The following is a 22,733-nucleotide window of genomic DNA, read 5'->3' as shown; positions in this document are numbered from 1 at the left end:
AGTGCGCTAAAAAGCAGCAACAATGTGAGCGAGGTTGTAATTATTTTGTAAACACATTGCTAAATAAAAACGCTTCAACTACAACCATAACATCACAAGTGGTCAGACCTCCTACAAGACAGGGGCATTTCTCTATGATGATTTTGAGTATTGTTTTAACCATTGCCGTACTCGGTGCACTCTTCTATCACCGTATTAGTTTGACGCTCGGCAGCGTGATTCTGCTGGCCTGGACCGCCGCTCTCGGCGCGATTGGCCTGTGGAACCTGTGGCTGCTGGTGCCGCTGGCCATCATTCTGGTGCCGTTCAACTTTACGCCAATGCGTAAAGCGCTGATCTCAACGCCGGTGTTCCGCATGTTCAGCAAAGTGATGCCGCCGATGTCGCGCACTGAGAAAGAAGCGATTGATGCCGGTACCACCTGGTGGGAAGGCGATCTGTTCCGCGGCAACCCGGACTGGAAAAAGCTGCACAACTACCCGCGTCCACAGCTGACCGCCGAAGAGCAGGCGTTTATTGATGGCCCGGTTGAAGAAGCGTGCCGCATGGCTAACGACTTTGCTATCACCCACGAGATGGCTGACCTGCCGCCAGAGCTGTGGGCCTACCTGAAAGAGCACCGCTTCTTCGCGATGATCATTAAGAAAGAGTACGGCGGTCTGGAGTTCTCTGCTTATGCCCAGGCTCGCGTACTGCAAAAGCTCTCCGGCGTTTCCGGCATTCTGGCGATTACCGTCGGCGTACCGAACTCCTTAGGGCCGGGCGAACTGCTGCAGCACTACGGTACTGAAGAGCAGAAAGATCATTACCTGCCGCGCCTGGCGCGTGGTCAGGAGATCCCATGCTTCGCGCTGACCAGCCCAGAAGCTGGCTCCGATGCCGGTGCGATTCCGGATACCGGCGTCGTCTGCATGGGCGAATGGCAGGGCGAACAGGTTCTGGGTATGCGTTTAACCTGGAACAAGCGTTACATCACCCTCGCACCGATTGCGACCGTGCTGGGCCTGGCCTTCAAGCTGTCTGACCCTGACAAACTGCTGGGCGGTTCGGAAGATTTAGGCATCACCTGTGCGCTGATCCCAACCAACACCCCGGGCGTTGAGATCGGTCGTCGTCACTTCCCGCTGAACGTTCCGTTCCAGAACGGCCCGACGCGCGGTCAGGATATCTTCGTGCCAATCGACTACATCATTGGCGGGCCGAAAATGGCCGGTCAGGGCTGGCGTATGCTGGTTGAATGTCTGTCCGTTGGCCGCGGTATTACCCTGCCGTCCAACTCGACCGGCGGCGTGAAATCCGTGGCGCTGGCAACCGGTGCCTATGCGCACATTCGCCGCCAGTTCAAAGTGTCGATTGGTAAAATGGAAGGGATTGAAGAGCCACTGGCGCGCATCGCAGGCAACGCCTACGTGATGGACGCAGCGGCTACACTCATTACCTACGGCATTATGCTCGGTGAAAAACCGGCGGTACTGTCGGCTATCGTGAAGTACCACTGTACCCACCGCGGCCAGCAGTCCATCGTTGACGCCATGGATATTGCCGGCGGGAAAGGCATTATGCTTGGCGAAGGTAACTTCCTGGCGCGAGCTTACCAGGGGGCACCAATCGCTATCACCGTTGAAGGCGCGAACATTCTGACCCGTAGCATGATGATCTTCGGTCAGGGCGCTATTCGTTGCCATCCGTACGTACTGGAAGAGATGGCGGCGGCGCAGAACAAAGATGCCAACGCGTTCGATAAGCTGTTGTTTAAACACATCGGCCATGTTGGTAGCAACAAAGTGCGCAGCTTCTGGTTGGGTATCACCCGTGGCTTAACCAGCCCGACCCCAACCCGCGATGCTACCAAACGCTACTATCAGCATCTGAACCGTTTGAGCGCCAACCTGGCCCTGCTGTCGGATGTGTCGATGGCGGTACTGGGCGGCAGCCTGAAACGTCGTGAACGCATCTCCGCCCGTCTGGGTGATGTGCTGAGCCAGCTGTACCTCGCCTCTTCCGTCCTGAAGCGCTATGACGATGAAGGGCGTAATCAAGCAGATTTACCTCTGGTGCACTGGGGCGTTCAGGATGCGCTGCATCAGGCAGAACAGGCGATTGATGACCTGCTGAAGAACTTCCCAAACCGCTTTGTCGCAGGGGCAATGCGCGTGGTTATCTTCCCGACCGGCCGTCATTACAACGCGCCGTCCGATAAGCTGGACCACAGCGTCGCGAAAATTCTGCAGACGCCGAGCGCCACCCGTTCCCGTATCGGCCGCGGTCAGTATCTGACCCCGAGCGAACACAACCCGGTTGGCCTGCTGGAAGAAGCGCTGGTTGATGCCATGGCAGCCGACCCTATCCACCAGCGTATTTGCAAAGAAATTGGCAAAAACCTGCCGTTTACCCGCCTGGATGAACTGGCACGTAACGCACTGGCTAAAGGTTTGATTGACCAGGAAGAAGCGGCCATTCTGACCAAAGCAGAAGTTAGCCGACTGCGTAGCATCAACGTTGACGACTTTGCTCCGGACGAGCTGGCGACTAAGCCGGTAAAGCTGCCGGACAACGTGCGCAAGGTTGAAGCCGCGTAACGTTTTCGATTCGTTATCCTCAAAGCGGAGCCTGGCTCCGCTTTTTTTTATGCAAACTGTCCTCAGCAAAGCTGCAGCCTGATAAGGTGTTACAGTGAGGTTTACGTCCTGCAACAGAGGAGTATCACCATGTCTGGCTTGAAGATTACCCTTTTACAACAATCCCTCGTGTGGATGGACGGCCCCGCAAACCTGCGCCACTTTACCCGGCAGATGGAAGGTATTACCGGGCGTGACGTGATACTCCTGCCGGAAATGTTTACCACCGGTTTTGCGATGGAAGCCGCTGAACAATCGCTGTCGGAAGATGAGGTCGTGGCCTGGATGCAAGAGCAGGCAGTGCGCACTAATGCACTGATTGCCGGCAGCGCGGCGCTGCAGACGGGCGTTGGGGCGGTAAACCGTTTTCTGCTCGTCGAGCCGGAAGGCCGTGTGCATCGCTACGATAAACGGCATCTGTTCCGCATGGCGAATGAAAATCAGCACTATATTGCTGGCGATAAGCGCGTGGTGTTGACGTGGCGTGGCTGGCGTATTCTGCCGCTGGTATGCTACGACCTGCGTTTCCCGGTGTGGTCACGTAACCGTAACGACTACGATCTGGCGCTGTATGTTGCCAACTGGCCTGCGCCGCGCTCTTTGCACTGGCAGGCGCTGTTGACGGCGCGGGCGATAGAGAATCAGGCTTATGTGGTGGGATGCAACCGCGTCGGCACCGATGGCAACGGCCATCACTACCGTGGTGACAGCCGGATTATCACCCCGCAGGGTGAGATTCTGGCCACTGCCGAACCGCATCAGGCCACACGCATCGACGGTGAACTTTCACTCACTGCGCTGCAGGAATATCGCGATAAGTTTCCGGCATGGCAGGATGCCGATCCTTTTGCACTAGGGTGATAGCCTTAGATAAACATCCGCACCGCGCAGTAAATCAATAATGCCGCCAGCACCCAGTTAAGCTGGCGGCCATAACGTTGAAAAACCCGCTGAAAAAGATGCCCCACCAACGCCCAGCAGACATTACCAAATACCCCGATCGCCGCCAGTAAAATACTCACTCCTACAACCCAGTGCCACTCTCGCGTATAGGGCAGAACAAAGGTCGATAGCGCCGTAATGCCGTAAAGCATAATTTTTACATTCACAAACTGCAGCCCGCAGCCGGCCCAGAAGCTGACCGGTGGCTGGCTGGCATCACTACCGCCAGGGGTGCTGATGGCGATGCGCCAGGCAAGCCAGACGATATACGCGGCACCGATAATGCTCAGCCAGTGCGTCATCGCCGGGTCGAGCCTGACCAGCGAAAAGGTCAGCCCCGCGCACAGCAGCATAATGGCTAAAAAGCCCACCCCCATTCCTGCCAGCACGCGCGAACTCTGGCGGAATCCGTGAGTAGTGACGGCATTAAGCGCCAGAATATTGTTCGGTCCGGGGGTCAGAGCGGTGATCAGGGTATAGGTAAAAAAGGCACTTATCAGGGTTGAAGTCACTTGTTATCTCCTTAGTTTTGCCTGACAGTACCCGAAGCCAATTATTTAAAAAAATGAATGTTTTCTAATTAAGAATTAGAATTTATCGATACATGAGGTCACAATGGATTTACGCCGCTTTATTACACTGAAAACCGTGGTGGAAGAGGGTTCATTTCTCCGTGCGTCGCAAAAGCTCTGCTGCACCCAGTCGACCGTTACCTTTCATATTCAGCAGCTTGAACAAGAGCTGTCGATGCAGCTATTTGAGAAAATTGGTCGTCGGATGTGCCTGACCACTGCCGGGAAAAACATCCTGCCGCACGTTTATGAGCTGACCAACGTTATCTCCTCTATTCGCCAGGCGGCCCATCAGGACACCGAGCCGACGGGTGAACTGCGCGTGGCGACGGGCGAAACCCTGCTGGCCTATAAAATGCCGCAGGTGCTGCAGCGCTTTAAGCAGCGGGCGCCGCAGGTGAAACTGTCGCTGCAATCGCTGAACTGCTACGTCATTCGTGATGCGCTGCTGGACGATAAGGTTGACCTCGGGGTCTTTTATCGGGTTGGGAACGATCGGGCCTTAACGATGCGCCATTTTGGCGAGCAACCGCTGGTACTGGTGGCATCCCCCGAATTTCATGGCTACGACTTCACTCGTCAGGATCAGCACATTCCGGTGAGCTTTGTGATTAACGAGCCTCAATGTATTTTTCGGCAGATCTTTGAAAGTACGCTGCGCCAGCGGGCGATCACCATGGGAAATACCATTGAGCTGTGGAGTATTGAGAGCATTAAACAGTGCGTGGCGGGGAATCTTGGCGTGTCGTTTCTACCGCGTTTCACCGTCGAGCGCGAACTGGCAAGCGGTGAACTTCAAGAACTTCCGTTTAGCCCAACACCGATGACGATTAGCGCCCTTTGCGCGCATCATGCCGGAAAAGCCGTTAGCCCTGCTATGCAGGTGTTTATGGAGTGTATGGTGGAAATGCTGGGGGAGAAATAAAAGTGAGGGGCTGGAAACGACGAAAGCCCGAATCATTGCTGATTCGGGCTTCCTGAAAGTGGCGGAACGGACGGGACTCGAACCCGCGACCCCCTGCGTGACAGGCAGGTATTCTAACCGACTGAACTACCGCTCCGCTGTGTTCCCTTGGGAACGAGGCGAATATTACGGATTCCCCAGCAAACCGTCAACGCTTTTTCTCTGGTTTTGAATCGTTTGCTGCAAAAATCGCCCACACGCTTATTTTCCCAGCAAAAACAGCCGTTTCACGACCGCCAGAGGCAGCTTCCACCTTTTTTCTGCACCAGGTCGAGGCGCGATTCATGATTCGCCAGCTCTTCATCAGTGGCATAAACCACGCGTAACTTACTTGCCGCACGTACAATACGCTGAATACCGGCATCTCCCGCCTGCTGCTGCGCTTCGCCTTCCATCGCAAATTTAATCGAGGTCTGCCCACCGGTCATGGTCAAATAGACGTCTGCCAGAATCTGGGCATCGAGCAGTGCGCCGTGCAGCGTACGCTTGGTGTTGTCTATTTCATAACGTGAGCAGAGCGCATCAAGACTGTTACGCTTGCCGGGGAACATCTTCCTCGCCAGCGCCAGGCTATCGGTCACTTTGCAGAAGGTATTGGTTTTTGGAATATCGCGGTTGAGCTTACTAAACTCATAGTCCATAAAGCCGATATCGAACGAGGCGTTATGGATGACCAGCTCCGCGCCGCGGATGTAGTCCATAAACTCATCGGCCACATCGGCAAAGGTTGGTTTATCCAGCAAAAACTCATCGGCGATACCGTGAACGCCGAAGGCTTCAGGATCCACCAGCCGATCGGGTTTGAGGTAAACGTGGAAGTTGTTGCCGGTTAAACGACGGTTTATCACCTCGACGGCACCGATCTCGATGATCTTGTGGCCTTCATAGTGGGCACCGATCTGGTTCATACCGGTAGTTTCGGTATCCAGAACGATCTGTCGTGTAATTGCAGTGCTCATATCAGTCATTTATGTCAGACTTGCCGTTTAACTTTGATTGCAGATACAGGAAGTCTACCAGAGATGCTTAAACAGGTAGAAATTTTCACCGATGGCTCTTGCCTCGGTAACCCAGGTCCGGGTGGTTATGGCGCCATTCTACGCTACCAGCAGCGGGAGAAAACCTTCAGCGAAGGCTACCGTCTGACCACCAATAACCGCATGGAAATGATGGCGGCCATCGTGGCGCTTGAAGCGCTGAAAGAGCCATGCACCGTGGTGCTGAGCACCGACAGCCAGTATGTTCGCCAGGGCATCACCCAGTGGATCCACAACTGGAAAAAACGCGGCTGGAAAACGGCGGATAAAAAGCCGGTGAAAAACGTCGATCTCTGGAAGCGGCTGGACACGGCCCTCGGCAAACATGAAATTCGCTGGGAGTGGGTGAAGGGCCACGCCGGCCACCCGGAAAACGAACGCTGCGACGAGCTGGCGCGCACGGCCGCCAACTCACCAACGCAGGACGATGTAGGTTATCAGCCGGAGGCTTAAGCGTCCGGTTTACGATACTGCCGCGTCGCGCCCACGGCCTGCTGAATGCGGTTTTTAGCTTTATTCTGCCGCATCGGATTAAGCGTAAGCGGAATCGTCCGCTTGCGCGCCACGATCACCTGCAGGCACCCCAACGCCGGTAAATGCGTGCTAAGCAACGCCCCGCCCTGCTTTGCCCAGGGAAGTACCTGGAACCGGCTTTGATGCATCACTTCAAAATTCAGTAGCGCAAGCCAATCCAGTTGACGCATCAGGGTAAACATCCGGCTGTTGTAGGGCGTCGATTTTCGCAGCACCGGAACCAGTTTACGCAGCCCCATCAGGCTCACTGGGTTAAAACTGGTAATAATCAACCAGCCATCATCGATGAGCACGCGGTCAGCTTCACGCAACAGGCGATGGGGATCGCTGCACCAGGGCAGCGTGTGCGACAGCAGGCAGGCGTCCACGGATTTCTCCGCAAACGGCAAATGCAGCGGATCTGCCTTCACCTGCATCGGGTTGCCTTCCAGAGAAACATTGACCTGATGAGAGATAGCGCAGGCTTCGGTGTTGATCTCTGCGCTGAGGTTTCCCACCTTAAGCAGGTGAAAACCGTACAGCTTGCCCAACCAGGGTTTCAGTTGACGATCGATAGCCTCGCGATAATATTCACCCCAGGGCATTTGCGCCCACGAGACAGGCGCTGAGACTGTTTGAGGTATCCTTGCCGGTTTCATCACAACCTTCCCTACGCGTTTAAGAGGTAACAAATGAATCTTAACAGTATTCCGGCCTTTCAGGACAACTACATCTGGGTTCTTAATGATGAAACGGGCCGTTGTTTGATCGTCGATCCGGGCGATGCCGCGCCGGTACTTGAAGCGATCAAAGCGAATAACTGGCATCCCGAGGCGATCCTGTTAACGCATCACCATAACGATCATGTCGGCGGCGTCGGCGATCTCGTTAAGCTTTATCCGAATATTGCTGTTTATGGTCCCGAGGAGACTCACAACAAAGGGGCAACAAAAATAGTGGCCGACGGCGACTGTATTCACATCCTCAACCAGGATTTTCACGTTTTCGCCACGCCGGGCCACACTTTAGGACATGTCTGTTTCTATAGCGCCCCGTGGCTTTTTTCCGGTGATACCCTGTTTTCCGGGGGCTGCGGGCGTCTTTTTGAAGGCACGCCAACCCAGATGTATCGGTCGTTGCAGAGAATTAACATGCTGCCCGAAGAGACGCTGATTTGTTGCGCCCATGAGTACACGCTCTCCAATATGACCTTCGCGCTAAGCATTTTACCGCATGATTTGTTCATTAACGAATACTATCGAGAAGTGAAGGAGTTACGTGCGAAAAAACAAATTACACTCCCCACAACTCTGAAAAAAGAGCGCCAGATTAATCTCTTTTTAAGAACGGATGATATTGATTTAATTAACGAAATAGAGAAAGAAACAAAGTTGCTACAATCTGAGCAGCGTTTTGCCTGGTTACGGGCAAAGAAAGATAACTTCTGATACTTCCGGGTTGCGTTTTCGAAAGTTCGTCGTTATCATCGGTCGTCTTTTAAGCAACTATTGACACACACATGAAGGCAAAAGCGATATTACTCGCCTCTGTCCTGCTCGTGGGTTGCCAGGCTTCACAGCAGGGTAACGTCCAACAGCACGCACAGAGCCTTTCTGCGGCTAGTCAAGGGGAAGCAGGTAAGTTCGCAAATCAGGCACGTTGGATGGACGATGGGACATTCGACATGCAGAACCAGGATTTGTGGGCTTACATTGGCGACGAGCTAAAGATGGGAATCCCGGATAACGCCCGGGTTCGCGAACAGAAACAGAAGTACTTACGAAATAAGAGCTATCTCCACGATGTAACTTTACGGGCAGAGCCGTATATGTACTGGATAGCCGGGCAAGTTAAGAAACGTAACATGCCAATGGAACTGGTATTACTACCCATAGTGGAGAGCGCTTTTGACCCGCACGCAACGTCTGGTGCCAATGCCGCAGGCATTTGGCAGATCATTCCGAGCACAGGGCGAAATTACGGTCTGAAACAGACCCGCAGTTATGACGCACGTCGTGACGTCGTTGCTTCCACAACGGCAGCACTGGATATGATGCAGCGCCTGAACAAAATGTTCGACGGCGACTGGTTATTAACCGTGGCGGCGTATAACAGCGGCGAAGGCCGTGTAATGAAAGCAATGAAGGTGAACAAGGCCCGTGGTAAACCCACCGACTTCTGGTCACTGCCGTTGCCTCAGGAAACGAAATTATACGTACCGAAGATGCTGGCTTTGAGCGACATCCTCAAAAACAGCAAACGCTATGGTGTTCGTCTGCCTACCGCAGATGAAAGTCGTGCACTGGCACGCGTACGCGTTGATAGTCCGGTAGAGATCTCACAGCTGGCCGATATGGCAGGTATGCCCGTCAGCAAGCTGAAGACCTTTAATGCGGGCGTCAAAGGCTCTACGCTCGGTGCAAGCGGCCCGAAGTACGTGATGGTGCCACAGAAGCATGCGGATCAGCTGCGTGAATCCCTGGCCTCCGGTGAGATTGCCGACCTCCAGCCCACGCTGGTTGCTGACAACACGCCGATGACCAGCCGTAGCTATAAGGTACGCTCAGGCGACACGCTGTCAGGTATTGCTTCACGTTTAGGCGTGAACGCGAAAGATCTACAGCAGTGGAATAACCTGCGTGGCAGCAATCTGAAAGTCGGTCAGAGCTTAACGGTGGGTGCGGGCAGCAGCGCTGCGCGTCTTGCCGATAACAGCAGTATTACGTACCGCGTACGCAAAGGTGATTCGCTCTCGAGCATTGCCAAGCGCCACGGCGTGAACATCAAAGATGTGATGCGCTGGAACCGCGATACTGACAATCTGCAGCCGGGCGATCAGCTAACGTTGTTTGTGAAAAACAACGACCGTCCTGATTCCTGACAGGCAACCATTAAAAAAGGCACCGTTTCCCCCGGTGCCTTTTTTTATTTCCCCTGCCCTATTTTGCCGGGCTAAATTCCACAATGAGCGGATTATGATCGGAAGCTTTAGTGACCAGAACCGAGGCATCCGTCACGCTTAGCCCACGGTAGAATACAAAATCTAACGGACGACCAAACGCGCGACGGCGCTGGTCATCATCAAAACGAACGGGGCGCAGCGACATATCGCGAGCAAACCGGTATAGCGCATTCATACGCGGGCGACTCCAGGCGTTGAAATCTCCTGCCATAATCACCGGGCCACTGTGCTGGGCAATCTGTTCGCCGATAGGCATCAACTGCTTGCTATAGACGTCCACGCCGAGGCTAAAGTTAACCGCATGAATGTTGACGACCATCAGCAGGCGCGCGTCAGGAAGTGGGTAAACGGTCACTAACGCCGACTTGGCCAGTCGCAGAATGGGCTCGCGTTCGCGCAATGGGCAGCAGTAAATGGGATGAGCAGCAGACAGCGTCATCACGCCTGAGGGATGATGCGGCAGCGCAAATGCGGGAACCTGATCGGCGGCAAGATAGTTAGTAGTTGCAAACTTTACCAGCTCTGGCGTCGTCTGCGCTTCCTGTAATAGGACCAGATGGGCATCTTTACCGAACTTATTTAGCACCGATAGCCACTCAGCCCGCTGCTGCTTAAAGATGTTCCACACCAGGATGCGAATGTTTTCTTCCGTGCTTAACGGCTTACCCACCGAGAGTGCCTGGCTAATGCTGGTATAAGCGCCGGGAGGAGGCAGAATTCGCTCCGCTGGCTGTCCGGCAATATAGCGCATGGCGTAGGTATTTTTTCGCACTTTCTTTTATAACCTCAATAACGAAAGAACCCGCCTGATTCCAGGAAGGTTCTTCTGTTATAGGGGCTTTTGCCCACGGTTTCAACGCTATTTGTGATAAAGCTGCGTGAACTTCTGTAAGCGCTCGCTTACTCTTAAGCCTTACCCCAGCGCGACACGTGCGGGCCTATCCAGGCGACCACTCAGGCCGGTCAGCAGCAATGCCCCCACAACAATCAGCGCACCAATCCACGGCGTTTGCGCCAGACCATAATGCTCTACCGTCTGGCCACCCACCACGGAACCGATGGCAATCCCGACGTTAAAGGCGGCGATATTCAGACCAGAGGCTACGTCTACTGCGGCCGGAGTGTATTGCTCCGCTTTCTGCACGACATAAACCTGTAAACCCGGTACGTTGCCAAAGGCAAAGACTCCCATCACAAGGATAGTGGCAAGCGCCGCGTACTGAATGGATGCCGTGAACTGGAACACCAGCAACAGTGCTGCCAGCGCCGCGAAGATAAACTTCAGTGCCGGTACTGCGCCGTGTTTATCCGCCAATTTACCTCCCCAGATGTTCCCAATCGCTACCGCCACGCCGTAGCCCAGCAGGATCCAACTCACCGCGTTCGGTGTAAAGCCGGCCAGATCCTGCATCATCGGTGCCAGGAAGGTAAAGGCCGTAAAGACGCCGCCATAACCTAATGCCGTAATGGCGTAAATCATCAGTAAACGCGGGTGAGTCAGTACTTTCACCTGATCTGCCAGGCTTGCAGGCGCACGCCCTGGGATATTACGTGGGATCAGTACCGCACTGGCAATCAGGGCAATCACTCCGAGCAGAGAAACGGCAAGGAAGGTTTCCCGCCAGCCAAAGTGCTGGCCGATAAATGTCCCCATAGGTACACCGGTCACCAGTGCAACGGTCAGGCCGCCGAACATAATGGCAATTGCTGATGCCGCCTTTTCTTTAGGCACCAGACTGGTCGCAATCGTCGACCCAATGGAGAAGAAGACGCCGTGAGCCAGACCGGTCAGCAAACGTGCAACAACCAGCGTGGCGTACCCTGGTGCCTGCCAGGCTAGCAGGTTACCGATGGTAAACAGTACCATCAGCGCCAGAAGCAGCTGTTTACGCGGCAGTTTACCCGTCAACGCCGTCAGCACCGGTGCGCCAATAGCAACGCCCAGGGCATAAATAGAAACCAGCATCCCTGCGGAAGGCAGAGAGATGGCGAGTTGTTCAGCAATCGTCGGCACCAGGCCAACAATGACAAATTCAGTTGTGCCAATTGCGAAGGCACTGATCGTTAAGGCTAGAAGCGCCAGCGGCATAATTTACTCCACATCATCAGTATTAAGATGACACGTAGTATGCCGGGGTGTTTAAATAACAAAAATATTCAAAATCTCAATAGAATTTTGCTTCAGGTGCAATAATGAGAGCGACATCAGAAGAAATTGCCATTTTCGTGGCGGTAGTGGAAAGCGGCAGCTTCAGCCGTGCCGCTGAACAACTCGGGCAAGCCAACTCGGCGGTAAGCCGGGCAGTGAAGAAACTGGAATCAAAGCTCGGCGTGAGCCTGCTTAACCGCACTACGCGTCAGTTGAGCCTGACCGAAGAGGGAGAGCGTTATTTCCGCCGCATGCAGGTTGTGTTGCAGGAGATGGCAGCGGCCGAGAACGAGTTGCTGGATACGCGTAACACGCCGCGAGGCCTATTGCGCGTGGATGCCGCCACACCGGTGATGCTGCACTTCCTGATGCCGCTGGTGAAGCCCTTCCGTGAACGTTACCCGGAAATGACGCTTTCGCTGGTCTCCTCCGAAACCTTTATCAATTTGATTGAGCGTAAGGTCGATGTCGCGATCCGCGCTGGAACCCTGACGGATTCCAGTCTGCGCGCCCGTCCGCTGTTTAGCAGCTACCGGAAGATTATTGCCTCGCCGGAGTATATTGCCCGCTACGGTAAACCAGAGAACGTTGTCGACCTCAAAGAACACCTTTGTTTGGGCTTTACGGAACCGTCCTCGCTGAATACCTGGCCCGTTTACTGCTGTGACGGCCAGTTTATGGAGATTAGCGGTGGTATTTCGTCAAACAGCGGTGAGACGCTTAAACAGCTGTGTTTACACGGTAACGGTATTGCCTGTCTGTCGGACTATATGGTGGATAAAGAGATTGCTAGCGGGGAATTTGTTGAGCTGCTGGCCGATAAACGGTTGCCGGTAGAGATGCCGTTTAGCGCGGTGTACTACAGCGACCGTGCGGTGAGTACGCGTATCAGGGCGTTTATTGATTTTCTTAGCGAGTATGTGAAAGGCAATCAGTAATGCGGCAATGGGGAGATCCCGGCGTCGGCGTAAACGCCGCGTCCGGGCTACCAGAGGGTTGCAGCCCGGCCGAGTTACGTTACCCATTTGGGCTACTTGAGGGTTGTAGCCCGTGACACTGGGTTTATCGCGTAGTTAGTCCCACTCTGGGGCCAGACCTTCCGGGCTTACCAGGCGGTCGTTGCAATCCAGCGCAGCGATCGCTTTTTTGTCGTCAGCATCTAATTTCAGATCCAGCGCCAGCAGGTTGCTCGCCAGGTTTTCACGCTTGGTTGAAGATGGGATCACCGCATAGCCTTCACCCATTGCCCAGGCCAGAATAACCTGCGCTGGCGTCGCATTGTGTTTCTTCGCAATCTCAGCAATCACTTCATCTTTCAGTGCTTTACCGTATGCCAGCGTCATGTAAGAAGTGATGTGAATACCATGCTCTGTTGCCCAATCCACCACCTTACGGTTCTGCAGATACGGTGACAATTCAATCTGGTTGGTTGCAATATTTTCGACGCCAACGGCAGCAATAGCGCGTTCCATCAGCGGAATAGTGAAGTTGGAAATACCAATCTGACGCGTCAGGCCCTGCTGTTTTGCTTCCAGCAGCGCCGCCATGAATTCTTCTACCGCCACGGCATCATTTGGTGATGGCCAGTGGATCAGCGTCAGGTCGACGTAATCGGTGCGCAGCTTCTGCAGGCTCTCTTTGAGGCTTTCAACCAGCTTGTCTTTGCTCAGGTTTTCGATCCAGATCTTGGTCGTGATGAACAGTTCATCACGTGCCACACCGCTTTCAGCAATGGCCTGACCGACAGCAGCTTCGTTGTCATAGATCTGTGCGGTGTCGATAGTGCGATAGCCCAGCTCAAGAGCGGTTTTAACGGACGCGATAACAACATCATCTTTCAGGCGGAAAGTGCCGAGGCCAAGTGCAGGGATTGTCATGATTTTCCTCTTTATTTATCAATATTGGTTAACGAAAACCATTATGACGAGTGAGAGGATCGAGAAAAAGATCGTGAAACGCAGAGGATTTTTGCTAAAACAGCAATAATTAAACAACAAGCAAAGAAAAAGCCCTGAGCAAATATGCTCAGGGCTCTTAATAAGTGGCGGAACGGACGGGACTCGAACCCGCGACCCCCTGCGTGACAGGCAGGTATTCTAACCGACTGAACTACCGCTCCACCGAATTTCTTTGTCACTACCCGGATTATTCATCCCGGTTTACTGCAATTTGATGCCTGGCAGTTCCCTACTCTCGCATGGGGAGACCCCACACTACCATCGGCGCTACGGCGTTTCACTTCTGAGTTCGGCATGGGGTCAGGTGGGACCACCGCGCTACAGCCGCCAGGCAAATTCTGTTTATCAGACCGCTTTTCGCGTTCTGATGTAATCTGTAATCAAGCTGATAATCGATGTCTCTTCGCCAAAACATCTTCGGCGTTGTAAGGTTAAGCCTCACGGTTCATTAGTACTGGTTAGCTCAACGTATCGCTACGCTTACACACCCAGCCTATCAACGTCGTCGTCTTCAACGTTCCTTCAGGACTCTCAAGGAGTCAGGGAGAACTCATCTTGGGGCAAGTTTCGTGCTTAGATGCTTTCAGCACTTATCTTTTCCGCATTTAGCTACCGGGCAATGCCATTGGCATGACAACCCGAACACCAGTGATGCGTCCACTCCGGTCCTCTCGTACTAGGAGCAGCCCCCCTCAATTCTCCAGCGCCCACGGCAGATAGGGACCGAACTGTCTCACGACGTTCTAAACCCAGCTCGCGTACCACTTTAAATGGCGAACAGCCATACCCTTGGGACCTACTTCAGCCCCAGGATGTGATGAGCCGACATCGAGGTGCCAAACACCGCCGTCGATATGAACTCTTGGGCGGTATCAGCCTGTTATCCCCGGAGTACCTTTTATCCGTTGAGCGATGGCCCTTCCATACAGAACCACCGGATCACTAAGACCTGCTTTCGCACCTGCTCGAGCCGTCACTCTCGCAGTCAAGCTAGCTTATGCCTTTGCACTAACCTCCTGATGTCCGACCAGGATTAGCTAACCTTCGTGCTCCTCCGTTACTCTTTAGGAGGAGACCGCCCCAGTCAAACTACCCACCAGACACTGTCCGCAACCCGGATTACGGGTCTACGTTAGAACACCAGCCATTAAAGGGTGGTATTTCAAGGTTGGCTCCATGCGAACTGGCGTCCACACTTCAAAGCCTCCCACCTATCCTACACATCAAGGACCAGTGTTCAGTGTCAAGCTATAGTAAAGGTTCACGGGGTCTTTCCGTCTTGCCGCGGGTACACTGCATCTTCACAGCGAGTTCAATTTCACTGAGTCTCGGGTGGAGACAGCCTGGCCATCATTACGCCATTCGTGCAGGTCGGAACTTACCCGACAAGGAATTTCGCTACCTTAGGACCGTTATAGTTACGGCCGCCGTTTACCGGGGCTTCGATCAAGAGCTTCGCGTTGCCGCTAACCCCATCAATTAACCTTCCGGCACCGGGCAGGCGTCACACCGTATACGTCCACTTTCGTGTTTGCACAGTGCTGTGTTTTTAATAAACAGTTGCAGCCAGCTGGTATCTTCGACTGATTTCAGCTCCATGGGTAAACCACTTCACCTACATATCAGCGTGCCTTCTCCCGAAGTTACGGCACCATTTTGCCTAGTTCCTTCACCCGAGTTCTCTCAAGCGCCTTGGTATTCTCTACCTGACCACCTGTGTCGGTTTGGGGTACGATTTGATGTTACCTGATGCTTAGAGGCTTTTCCTGGAAGCAGGGCATTTGTTACTTCAGCACCGTAGTGCCTCGTCATCACACCTCAGCGTTAAAAGAAGTCCGGATTTACCTAAACTTCCCGCCTACATGCTTAAACCGGGACAACCGTCGCCCGGCTAACATAGCCTTCTCCGTCCCCCCTTCGCAGTAACACCAAGTACAGGAATATTAACCTGTTTCCCATCGACTACGCCTTTCGGCCTCGCCTTAGGGGTCGACTCACCCTGCCCCGATTAACGTTGGACAGGAACCCTTGGTCTTCCGGCGTGCGGGTTTTTCACCCGCATTATCGTTACTTATGTCAGCATTCGCACTTCTGATACCTCCAGCATCCCTCACGAGACACCTTCGCAGGCTTACAGAACGCTCCCCTACCCAACAACACATAGTGTCGCTGCCGCAGCTTCGGTGCACAGTTTAGCCCCGTTACATCTTCCGCGCAGGCCGACTCGACCAGTGAGCTATTACGCTTTCTTTAAATGATGGCTGCTTCTAAGCCAACATCCTGGCTGTCTGAGCCTTCCCACATCGTTTCCCACTTAACTGTGACTTTGGGACCTTAGCTGGCGGTCTGGGTTGTTTCCCTCTTCACGACGGACGTTAGCACCCGCCGTGTGTCTCCCGTGATAACATTCTTCGGTATTCGTAGTTTGCATCGGGTTGGTAAGTCGGGATGACCCCCTAGCCGAAACAGTGCTCTACCCCCGAAGATGAGTTCACGAGGCGCTACCTAAATAGCTTTCGGGGAGAACCAGCTATCTCCCGGTTTGATTGGCCTTTCACCCCCAGCCACAAGTCATCCGCTAATTTTTCAACATTAGTCGGTTCGGTCCTCCAGTTAGTGTTACCCAACCTTCAACCTGCCCATGGCTAGATCACCGGGTTTCGGGTCTATACCCTGCAACTTAACGCCCAGTTAAGACTCGGTTTCCCTGCGGCTCCCCTATTCGGTTAACCTTGCTACAGAATATAAGTCGCTGACCCATTATACAAAAGGTACGCAGTCACACCCCGAAGGATGCTCCCACTGCTTGTACGTACACGGTTTCAGGTTCTTTTTCACTCCCCTCGCCGGGGTTCTTTTCGCCTTTCCCTCACGGTACTGGTTCACTATCGGTCAGTCAGGAGTATTTAGCCTTGGAGGATGGTCCCCCCATATTCAGACAGGATACCACGTGTCCCGCCCTACTCATCGAGCTCACAACACATGCAATTTTGTGTACGGGGCTATCACCCTGTATCGCCGGCCTTTCCATACCGTTCCACTATCACACATGCTGATTCAGGCTCTGGGCTGCTCCCCGTTCGCTCGCCGCTACTGGGGGAATCTCGGTTGATTTCTTTTCCTCGGGGTACTTAGATGTTTCAGTTCCCCCGGTTCGCTTCATTACGCTATGTATTCACGTAATGATAGTGTGTCGAAACACACTGGGTTTCCCCATTCGGAAATCGTCGGTTATAACGGTTCATATCACCTTACCGACGCTTATCGCAGATTAGCACGTCCTTCATCGCCTCTGACTGCCAGGGCATCCACCGTGTACGCTTAGTCGCTTAACCTCACAACCCGAAGATGTTTCTTTCGATTCATCATCGTGCTGCAAAAATTTGAGAGACTCAAACACACCTCAGTCTGTTCTTATTACGGAGAACAGAGTTCAGTGTGCTGTTTCAATTTTCAGCTTGATCCAGATTTTTAAAGAGCAAAACTTCGCAGTGAACCTTTTCAGGTACACTCTGAAGTTTTCTTGGGTTTGTTGCAGTAAAGGATGGTGGAGCTATGCGGGATCGAACCGCAGACCTCCTGCGTGCAAGGCAGGCGCTCTCCCAGCTGAGCTATAACCCCATCGCAAAATGCTAATCTCTGTACCGACAATTCTTGCGAATTTGGTAGGCCTGAGTGGACTTGAACCACCGACCTCACCCTTATCAGGGGTGCGCTCTAACCACCTGAGCTACAAGCCTGCAGAGATTTTTACTGCTAATTTTCATCAGACAATCTGTGTGAGCACTTCAAAGAACGCTTCTTTAAGGTAAGGAGGTGATCCAACCGCAGGTTCCCCTACGGTTACCTTGTTACGACTTCACCCCAGTCATGAATCACAAAGTGGTAAGCGCCCTCCCGAAGGTTAAGCTACCTACTTCTTTTGCAACCCACTCCCATGGTGTGACGGGCGGTGTGTACAAGGCCCGGGAACGTATTCACCGTAGCATTCTGATCTACGATTACTAGCGATTCCGACTTCATGGAGTCGAGTTGCAGACTCCAATCCGGACTACGACATACTTTATGAGGTCCGCTTGCTCTCGCGAGGTCGCTTCTCTTTGTATATGCCATTGTAGCACGTGTGTAGCCCTACTCGTAAGGGCCATGATGACTTGACGTCATCCCCACCTTCCTCCAGTTTATCACTGGCAGTCTCCTTTGAGTTCCCGGCCGAACCGCTGGCAACAAAGGATAAGGGTTGCGCTCGTTGCGGGACTTAACCCAACATTTCACAACACGAGCTGACGACAGCCATGCAGCACCTGTCTCAGAGTTCCCGAAGGCACCAAAGCATCTCTGCTAAGTTCTCTGGATGTCAAGAGTAGGTAAGGTTCTTCGCGTTGCATCGAATTAAACCACATGCTCCACCGCTTGTGCGGGCCCCCGTCAATTCATTTGAGTTTTAACCTTGCGGCCGTACTCCCCAGGCGGTCTATTTAACGCGTTAGCTCCGAAAGCCACTCCTCAAGGGAACAACCTTCAAATAGACATCGTTTACGGCGTGGACTACCAGGGTATCTAATCCTGTTTGCTCCCCACGCTTTCGCACCTGAGCGTCAGTCTTTGTCCAGGGGGCCGCCTTCGCCACCGGTATTCCTCCAGATCTCTACGCATTTCACCGCTACACCTGGAATTCTACCCCCCTCTACAAGACTCTAGCCTGCCAGTTTCGAATGCAGTTCCCAGGTTGAGCCCGGGGATTTCACATCCGACTTGACAGACCGCCTGCGTGCGCTTTACGCCCAGTAATTCCGATTAACGCTTGCACCCTCCGTATTACCGCGGCTGCTGGCACGGAGTTAGCCGGTGCTTCTTCTGCGAGTAACGTCAATCACTAAGGTTATTAACCTTAATGCCTTCCTCCTCGCTGAAAGTACTTTACAACCCGAAGGCCTTCTTCATACACGCGGCATGGCTGCATCAGGCTTGCGCCCATTGTGCAATATTCCCCACTGCTGCCTCCCGTAGGAGTCTGGACCGTGTCTCAGTTCCAGTGTGGCTGGTCATCCTCTCAGACCAGCTAGGGATCGTCGCCTTGGTGAGCCATTACCTCACCAACTAGCTAATCCCATCTGGGCACATCCGATGGTGTGAGGCCCGAAGGTCCCCCACTTTGGTCTTGCGACGTTATGCGGTATTAGCTACCGTTTCCAGTAGTTATCCCCCTCCATCGGGCAGTTTCCCAGACATTACTCACCCGTCCGCCACTCGTCACCCAAGAGCAAGCTCTCTGTGCTACCGTTCGACTTGCATGTGTTAGGCCTGCCGCCAGCGTTCAATCTGAGCCATGATCAAACTCTTCAATTTAAGTTTGATGCTCGTGAATTAAACTTCGTAATGAATTACGTGTTCACTCAGAGACTTGGTATTCATTTATCGTCTTGCGACGTTAAGAATCCGTATCTTCGAGTGCCCACACAGATTGTCTGATAAATTGTTAAAGAGCAGTGCAACACGGCTTTCGCTCACTGTTGCGAGGTGGCGTATATTACGCTTTCCTCTTTCAGAGTCAAGCGTTTAATTTCGCTTTTCTCTGTTGAGATTCTCAGGAGAATCTCGCTGACCCGGCGGCTTGTTTGCCGTTGTTCCGTCTCAGTGGGGCCGCATTATAGGGAGTTAATTCGGGCTGACAAGAGGAAAAATGCATTTTTCTTTCAACCGCTCACCTTTTCGCCTTTTTGCCGCTTATTTCTGCTTCTTGATAGCTGCAGGCAGGTCTGCAAGGCTATTAATCACCCAATCCGCGGCTTTTTCCGCTTCTTCGGTGACAGGTTTCCCCGTACGCACCAGCACTTTAGTACCCACGTTCGCCGCAGTAGCTGCCTGCATGTCTTCTACTTTGTCACCGACCATATAAGAAGAAGCCATATCAATGTGCAGAAACTCCTGCGCGGATTTAAACATCCCTGGATGCGGTTTACGGCAATCACACACCTGGCGGTACTCTTCTACTGTTCCCTGCGGGTGATGCGGGCAATAGTAGATGCCGTCCAGATCGACACCACGGTCTGCAAGAGACCAGTCCATCCATTCCGTCAGCGTTTCAAACTGCGCTTCGGTAAACTTCCCGCGAGCGATACCGGACTGGTTAGTGACCAGCACCAGCGCATAGCCCATCTCTTTTAATTCGCGCATGGCGTCGATAACGCCATCAATAAACTCAAATTCATCGATTTCATGAACGTAGCCATGATCGACATTAATCGTGCCGTCACGATCGAGAAAAATAGCGGGTACAGACTTTGCCACCGTGTTGCTCCTGAATAAGGCATGTATTCTTAGTATCGCATGTTTCGACAGGCAAGAAAGCGTCGATCGCATAAATCAGATTGATTTAGCCGTCTAGATGCCTTAACATCCGTTTTGTTGACGGTCATCGCCCGTCTCTGGCAGAAGAAAATGCCACGGATAACTCCTAACCGATAATAAATAATCTAATGATTAAACTTTCGAATATCACCAAGGTGTTCCAGCAGGGCCACCGCACCATTCAGGCGCTGAACAACGTTAGCCTGCACGTGCCTGCGGGACAAATTTATGGCGTCATTGGCGCATCCGGTGCAGGTAAAAGTACGCTGATTCGCTGCGTCAACCTGCTTGAACGCCCGACGGAAGGCAGCGTTCAGGTTGGCGGCCAGGAACTTACCGCACTGTCCGAAGCGGCGCTGACCAAAGCGCGTCGCCAGATTGGCATGATCTTCCAGCACTTTAACCTGCTCTCTTCACGCACGGTGTTTGGCAACGTTGCGCTGCCGCTGGAACTCGATAACACGCCTAAAGATGAAGTAAAACGTCGCGTCACTGAGCTGCTGGACCTCGTCGGTCTGGGCGACAAGCATGATAGCTACCCGGCTAACCTGTCCGGTGGGCAAAAACAGCGCGTGGCGATTGCCCGTGCGCTGGCCAGCAACCCGAAGGTTCTGCTGTGTGATGAAGCCACCAGCGCGCTGGATCCGGCAACCACTCGCTCCATCCTGGAGCTGCTGAAAGACATTAACCGTCGCCTGGGCCTGACGATTCTGCTCATCACCCACGAAATGGATGTGGTAAAGCGCATCTGCGACTGTGTAGCGGTTATCAGCAACGGCGAGCTTATTGAGCAGGATACGGTGAGCGAAGTCTTCTCTCATCCGAAGACCCCGCTGGCACAGCAGTTTATTCAGTCCACGCTGCATCTGGATATTCCAGAAGATTACCAGGCGCGTCTGAAAGAAGCACAGACTGCCGATAGCGTACCGATGCTGCGCATGGAGTTTACCGGCCATTCGGTTGATGCTCCGCTGCTGTCGGAAACCGCACGTCGCTTTAACGTGAACAACAACATTATTAGCGCGCAGATGGATTACGCGGGCGGCGTGAAGTTCGGCATTATGCTGACGGAAATGCACGGCACGCCTGAAGATACGCAAGCAGCCATCGCCTGGCTGCAGCAACACCATGTAAAAGTAGAGGTACTGGGTTATGTCTGAGGCCATGATGTGGTTACTGGCGCGCGGCGTCTGGGAAACGCTGGCGATGACATTCGTGTCGGGCTTTTTCGGCTTCGTGATTGGTCTGCCGGTCGGTGTGCTTTTATATACCACGCGTCCGGGGCAAATCATTGAGAACGGCAAGCTCTACCGCATTCTCTCTGCGCTGGTGAATATCTTCCGTTCCATCCCGTTCATTATCCTGCTGGTATGGATGATTCCATTTACCCGCATTATTGTCGGTACCTCTATCGGCCTGCAGGCCGCGATCGTTCCGCTGACGGTCGGTGCAGCACCGTTTATTGCACGTATGGTAGAAAACGCCCTGCTGGAAATCCCGACCGGGCTGATTGAAGCTTCCCGCGCAATGGGCGCCACGCCGATGCAGATCGTGCGTAAAGTCCTGCTGCCAGAAGCGCTGCCAGGCCTGGTCAACGCGGCAACCATCACGCTGATTACGCTGGTTGGCTACTCCGCGATGGGCGGTGCTGTCGGTGCCGGCGGTCTGGGCCAGATTGGCTATCAGTATGGCTACATTGGATATAATGCTGTAGTGATGAATACAGTACTGGTATTGCTGGTCGTTCTGGTTTATTTAATTCAAGTATCTGGCGATCGTATCGTTCGGGCAGTCACTCATAAATAGCGTTACACACAACACAACTCAAAAGTTTAAGGATATAAGCATGGCGTTCAATTTTAAAACCTTTGCGGCAGTTGGAGCCCTGATTGGTTCTCTGGCACTTGTTGGTTGCGGCCAGGACGAGAAAGATCCAAACCACATTAAAGTCGGCGTGATCGTCGGTGCAGAACAGCAGGTTGCTGAAGTTGCGCAGAAAGTCGCGAAAGAAAAATATGGCCTGGACGTTGAACTGGTTACCTTCAACGATTACGTTCTGCCAAACGAAGCACTGAGCAAAGGCGACATCGACGCCAACGCCTTCCAGCACAAACCATACCTGGATCAGCAGATCAAAGATCGTGGCTACAAATTGGTTTCCGTTGGTAATACCTTCGTTTACCCAATTGCAGGCTACTCCAAGAAAATCAAATCGCTGGACGAACTGCAGTCGGGCTCCCAGATTGCAGTGCCAAACGACCCGACTAACCTCGGCCGCTCCCTGCTGCTGCTGCAGCAAGTGGGCCTGATCAAACTGAAAGATGACGTGGGTCTGCTGCCAACCGCACTGGACATCACCGAGAACCCGAAAAACCTGAAGATTGTTGAGCTGGAAGCACCACAGCTGCCACGTTCCCTGGACGATGCGCAAATTGCTCTGGCCGTTATCAACACCACTTACGCCAGCCAGATCAACCTGACCCCGGCGAAAGACGGTATCTTCGTTGAAGGTAAAGACTCTCCGTACGTGAACCTGATCGTGACCCGCGAAGATAACAAAGACGCTGAAAACGTGAAGAAATTCGTTCAGGCTTACCAGTCTGACGAAGTGTACGAAGCAGCGAACAAAATCTTTAACGGCGGCGCTGTTAAAGGCTGGTAATCGCA

At 53.2% G+C, this 22,733-nt stretch carries 16 protein-coding genes, 4 tRNA genes, 3 rRNA genes and 1 pseudogene; 10 read left to right on the top strand and 14 right to left on the bottom strand.

Annotation, left to right across the window (positions count from 1 at the left end):
- The first annotated feature begins 134 nt into the window (after positions 1–134).
- Positions 135–2,579, top strand: coding sequence for an acyl-CoA dehydrogenase FadE (fadE, locus tag AB2B48_RS22405; protein ID WP_368300266.1), 2,445 nt, complete (start codon positions 135–137; stop codon positions 2,577–2,579).
- Positions 2,580–2,708: 129 nt separating this feature from the next.
- Positions 2,709–3,479 carry an amidohydrolase gene (locus tag AB2B48_RS22400; RefSeq protein WP_368300264.1) on the top strand — a complete coding sequence of 257 codons (771 nt, stop codon included), beginning with the start codon at positions 2,709–2,711 and terminating at the stop codon, positions 3,477–3,479.
- 5 nt (positions 3,480–3,484) lie between these two features.
- Here the strand turns inward: AB2B48_RS22400 and eamB are convergent, their stop codons facing one another.
- Entirely contained in the window at positions 3,485–4,072 is a 588-nt protein-coding gene (gene eamB, locus AB2B48_RS22395; RefSeq protein WP_368300263.1) for a cysteine/O-acetylserine transporter, read from the bottom strand.
- A 103-nt stretch (positions 4,073–4,175) separates the two neighbouring features.
- Between eamB and AB2B48_RS22390 the strand changes: the two genes are divergently transcribed.
- Positions 4,176–5,057, top strand: coding sequence for a LysR family transcriptional regulator (locus AB2B48_RS22390; RefSeq protein ID WP_368300261.1), 882 nt, complete (start codon positions 4,176–4,178; stop codon positions 5,055–5,057).
- Between the two features lie 59 nt (positions 5,058–5,116).
- Here AB2B48_RS22390 and AB2B48_RS22385 read toward each other — a convergent pair.
- Positions 5,117–5,193, bottom strand: a tRNA-Asp gene (locus AB2B48_RS22385).
- A gap of 130 nt (positions 5,194–5,323) precedes the next feature.
- Positions 5,324–6,055 (bottom strand): DNA polymerase III subunit epsilon, encoded by a 732-nt coding sequence (gene dnaQ, locus AB2B48_RS22380; RefSeq protein WP_368300259.1) that lies wholly within the window; start codon positions 6,053–6,055, stop codon positions 5,324–5,326.
- Between dnaQ and rnhA the strand changes: the two are divergent.
- Positions 6,003–6,586, top strand: a pseudogene (rnhA, locus tag AB2B48_RS22375) (ribonuclease HI). The gene dnaQ and the pseudogene rnhA sit on opposite strands and share 53 nt — an antisense overlap.
- On the opposite strand, the gene AB2B48_RS22370 reads toward rnhA, so the two are convergent.
- Positions 6,583–7,305, bottom strand: a complete 723-nt coding sequence (locus AB2B48_RS22370) for a class I SAM-dependent methyltransferase (RefSeq protein WP_185669684.1) — start codon at positions 7,303–7,305, stop codon at positions 6,583–6,585. The pseudogene rnhA and the gene AB2B48_RS22370 sit on opposite strands and share 4 nt — an antisense overlap.
- A gap of 33 nt (positions 7,306–7,338) precedes the next feature.
- Here AB2B48_RS22370 and gloB point away from each other — a divergent pair, with 33 nt between their 5' ends.
- Both gloB and mltD read left to right on the top strand, forming a co-directional pair.
- The gene (gene gloB, locus AB2B48_RS22365) at positions 7,339–8,094 is read left to right on the top strand and encodes a hydroxyacylglutathione hydrolase (protein ID WP_368300257.1); all 756 of its coding nucleotides are present in this window, start codon (positions 7,339–7,341) and stop codon (positions 8,092–8,094) included.
- 71 nt (positions 8,095–8,165) lie between these two features.
- Positions 8,166–9,527, top strand: coding sequence for a murein transglycosylase D (gene mltD / locus AB2B48_RS22360; protein WP_185669686.1), 1,362 nt, complete (start codon positions 8,166–8,168; stop codon positions 9,525–9,527).
- A gap of 58 nt (positions 9,528–9,585) precedes the next feature.
- Here the strand turns inward: mltD and AB2B48_RS22355 are convergent, their stop codons facing one another.
- The gene (locus AB2B48_RS22355) at positions 9,586–10,380 is read right to left on the bottom strand and encodes an endonuclease/exonuclease/phosphatase family protein (protein ID WP_185669687.1); all 795 of its coding nucleotides are present in this window, start codon (positions 10,378–10,380) and stop codon (positions 9,586–9,588) included.
- Between the two features lie 141 nt (positions 10,381–10,521).
- Positions 10,522–11,697: an MFS transporter gene (locus AB2B48_RS22350; protein WP_185669688.1), complete on the bottom strand. Its 1,176-nt coding sequence runs from the start codon at positions 11,695–11,697 to the stop codon at positions 10,522–10,524.
- Positions 11,698–11,801: 104 nt separating this feature from the next.
- Between AB2B48_RS22350 and yafC the strand changes: the two genes are divergently transcribed.
- Positions 11,802–12,695, top strand: coding sequence for a DNA-binding transcriptional regulator YafC (gene yafC, locus AB2B48_RS22345; RefSeq protein ID WP_368300255.1), 894 nt, complete (start codon positions 11,802–11,804; stop codon positions 12,693–12,695).
- Between the two features lie 135 nt (positions 12,696–12,830).
- On the opposite strand, the gene dkgB is transcribed toward yafC, so the two are convergent.
- From dkgB to gmhB, 8 genes are all read right to left on the bottom strand, one after another.
- Positions 12,831–13,634 (bottom strand): 2,5-didehydrogluconate reductase DkgB, encoded by an 804-nt coding sequence (gene dkgB, locus AB2B48_RS22340; RefSeq protein WP_220438185.1) that lies wholly within the window; start codon positions 13,632–13,634, stop codon positions 12,831–12,833.
- A gap of 165 nt (positions 13,635–13,799) precedes the next feature.
- A tRNA-Asp gene (locus AB2B48_RS22335) sits at positions 13,800–13,876 on the bottom strand.
- A 55-nt stretch (positions 13,877–13,931) separates the two neighbouring features.
- Positions 13,932–14,047, bottom strand: a 5S ribosomal RNA gene (gene rrf / locus AB2B48_RS22330).
- Positions 14,048–14,142: 95 nt separating this feature from the next.
- Positions 14,143–17,050: ribosomal RNA gene (locus AB2B48_RS22325) — 23S ribosomal RNA — on the bottom strand.
- Between the two features lie 210 nt (positions 17,051–17,260).
- Positions 17,261–17,336: transfer RNA gene (locus AB2B48_RS22320), tRNA-Ala, on the bottom strand.
- A gap of 42 nt (positions 17,337–17,378) precedes the next feature.
- A tRNA-Ile gene (locus tag AB2B48_RS22315) sits at positions 17,379–17,455 on the bottom strand.
- A 69-nt stretch (positions 17,456–17,524) separates the two neighbouring features.
- A 16S ribosomal RNA gene (locus tag AB2B48_RS22310) occupies positions 17,525–19,064 on the bottom strand.
- Together the 16S, 23S and 5S rRNA genes with 3 tRNA genes alongside form the textbook arrangement of a ribosomal RNA operon.
- 378 nt (positions 19,065–19,442) lie before the next feature.
- Positions 19,443–20,006, bottom strand: coding sequence for a D-glycero-beta-D-manno-heptose 1,7-bisphosphate 7-phosphatase (gene gmhB, locus AB2B48_RS22305; RefSeq protein WP_333499059.1), 564 nt, complete (start codon positions 20,004–20,006; stop codon positions 19,443–19,445).
- Between the two features lie 188 nt (positions 20,007–20,194).
- Between gmhB and metN the strand changes: the two genes are divergently transcribed.
- Genes metN through metQ form a run of 3 tightly spaced genes read left to right on the top strand, consistent with a single transcriptional unit; the run spans position 20,195 to position 22,728 of the window.
- Positions 20,195–21,226, top strand: coding sequence for a methionine ABC transporter ATP-binding protein MetN (gene metN, locus AB2B48_RS22300; protein WP_220440821.1), 1,032 nt, complete (start codon positions 20,195–20,197; stop codon positions 21,224–21,226).
- Complete coding sequence (locus AB2B48_RS22295) at positions 21,219–21,872, top strand: methionine ABC transporter permease MetI (protein WP_185669202.1); 654 nt, start codon at positions 21,219–21,221, stop codon at positions 21,870–21,872. The genes metN and AB2B48_RS22295 overlap by 8 nt, the downstream gene beginning before the upstream one ends.
- 40 nt (positions 21,873–21,912) lie before the next feature.
- Complete coding sequence (metQ, locus tag AB2B48_RS22290; protein WP_368300254.1) at positions 21,913–22,728, top strand: methionine ABC transporter substrate-binding lipoprotein MetQ; 816 nt, start codon at positions 21,913–21,915, stop codon at positions 22,726–22,728.
- The last annotated feature ends 5 nt before the right edge of the window (positions 22,729–22,733 follow it).

Source organism: Kluyvera sichuanensis, assembly GCF_040930405.1.
In the GTDB taxonomy this organism is placed as follows: domain Bacteria; phylum Pseudomonadota; class Gammaproteobacteria; order Enterobacterales; family Enterobacteriaceae; genus Kluyvera; species Kluyvera sichuanensis.
This window is presented reverse-complemented; position numbering and strand designations above follow the sequence as displayed.

Coding starts and splice junctions, on each gene's coding strand:
- fadE (WP_368300266.1), top strand. CDS start 135: ATGATGATTTTGAGTATTGTTTTAACCATTGCCGTACTCGGTGCACTC.
- AB2B48_RS22400 (WP_368300264.1), top strand. CDS start 2,709: ATGTCTGGCTTGAAGATTACCCTTTTACAACAATCCCTCGTGTGGATG.
- AB2B48_RS22390 (WP_368300261.1), top strand. CDS start 4,176: ATGGATTTACGCCGCTTTATTACACTGAAAACCGTGGTGGAAGAGGGT.
- dnaQ (WP_368300259.1), bottom strand. CDS start 6,055: ATGAGCACTGCAATTACACGACAGATCGTTCTGGATACCGAAACTACC.
- AB2B48_RS22370 (WP_185669684.1), bottom strand. CDS start 7,305: ATGAAACCGGCAAGGATACCTCAAACAGTCTCAGCGCCTGTCTCGTGG.
- gloB (WP_368300257.1), top strand. CDS start 7,339: ATGAATCTTAACAGTATTCCGGCCTTTCAGGACAACTACATCTGGGTT.
- mltD (WP_185669686.1), top strand. CDS start 8,166: ATGAAGGCAAAAGCGATATTACTCGCCTCTGTCCTGCTCGTGGGTTGC.
- AB2B48_RS22350 (WP_185669688.1), bottom strand. CDS start 11,697: ATGCCGCTGGCGCTTCTAGCCTTAACGATCAGTGCCTTCGCAATTGGC.
- yafC (WP_368300255.1), top strand. CDS start 11,802: ATGAGAGCGACATCAGAAGAAATTGCCATTTTCGTGGCGGTAGTGGAA.
- dkgB (WP_220438185.1), bottom strand. CDS start 13,634: ATGACAATCCCTGCACTTGGCCTCGGCACTTTCCGCCTGAAAGATGAT.
- metN (WP_220440821.1), top strand. CDS start 20,195: ATGATTAAACTTTCGAATATCACCAAGGTGTTCCAGCAGGGCCACCGC.
- AB2B48_RS22295 (WP_185669202.1), top strand. CDS start 21,219: ATGTCTGAGGCCATGATGTGGTTACTGGCGCGCGGCGTCTGGGAAACG.
- metQ (WP_368300254.1), top strand. CDS start 21,913: ATGGCGTTCAATTTTAAAACCTTTGCGGCAGTTGGAGCCCTGATTGGT.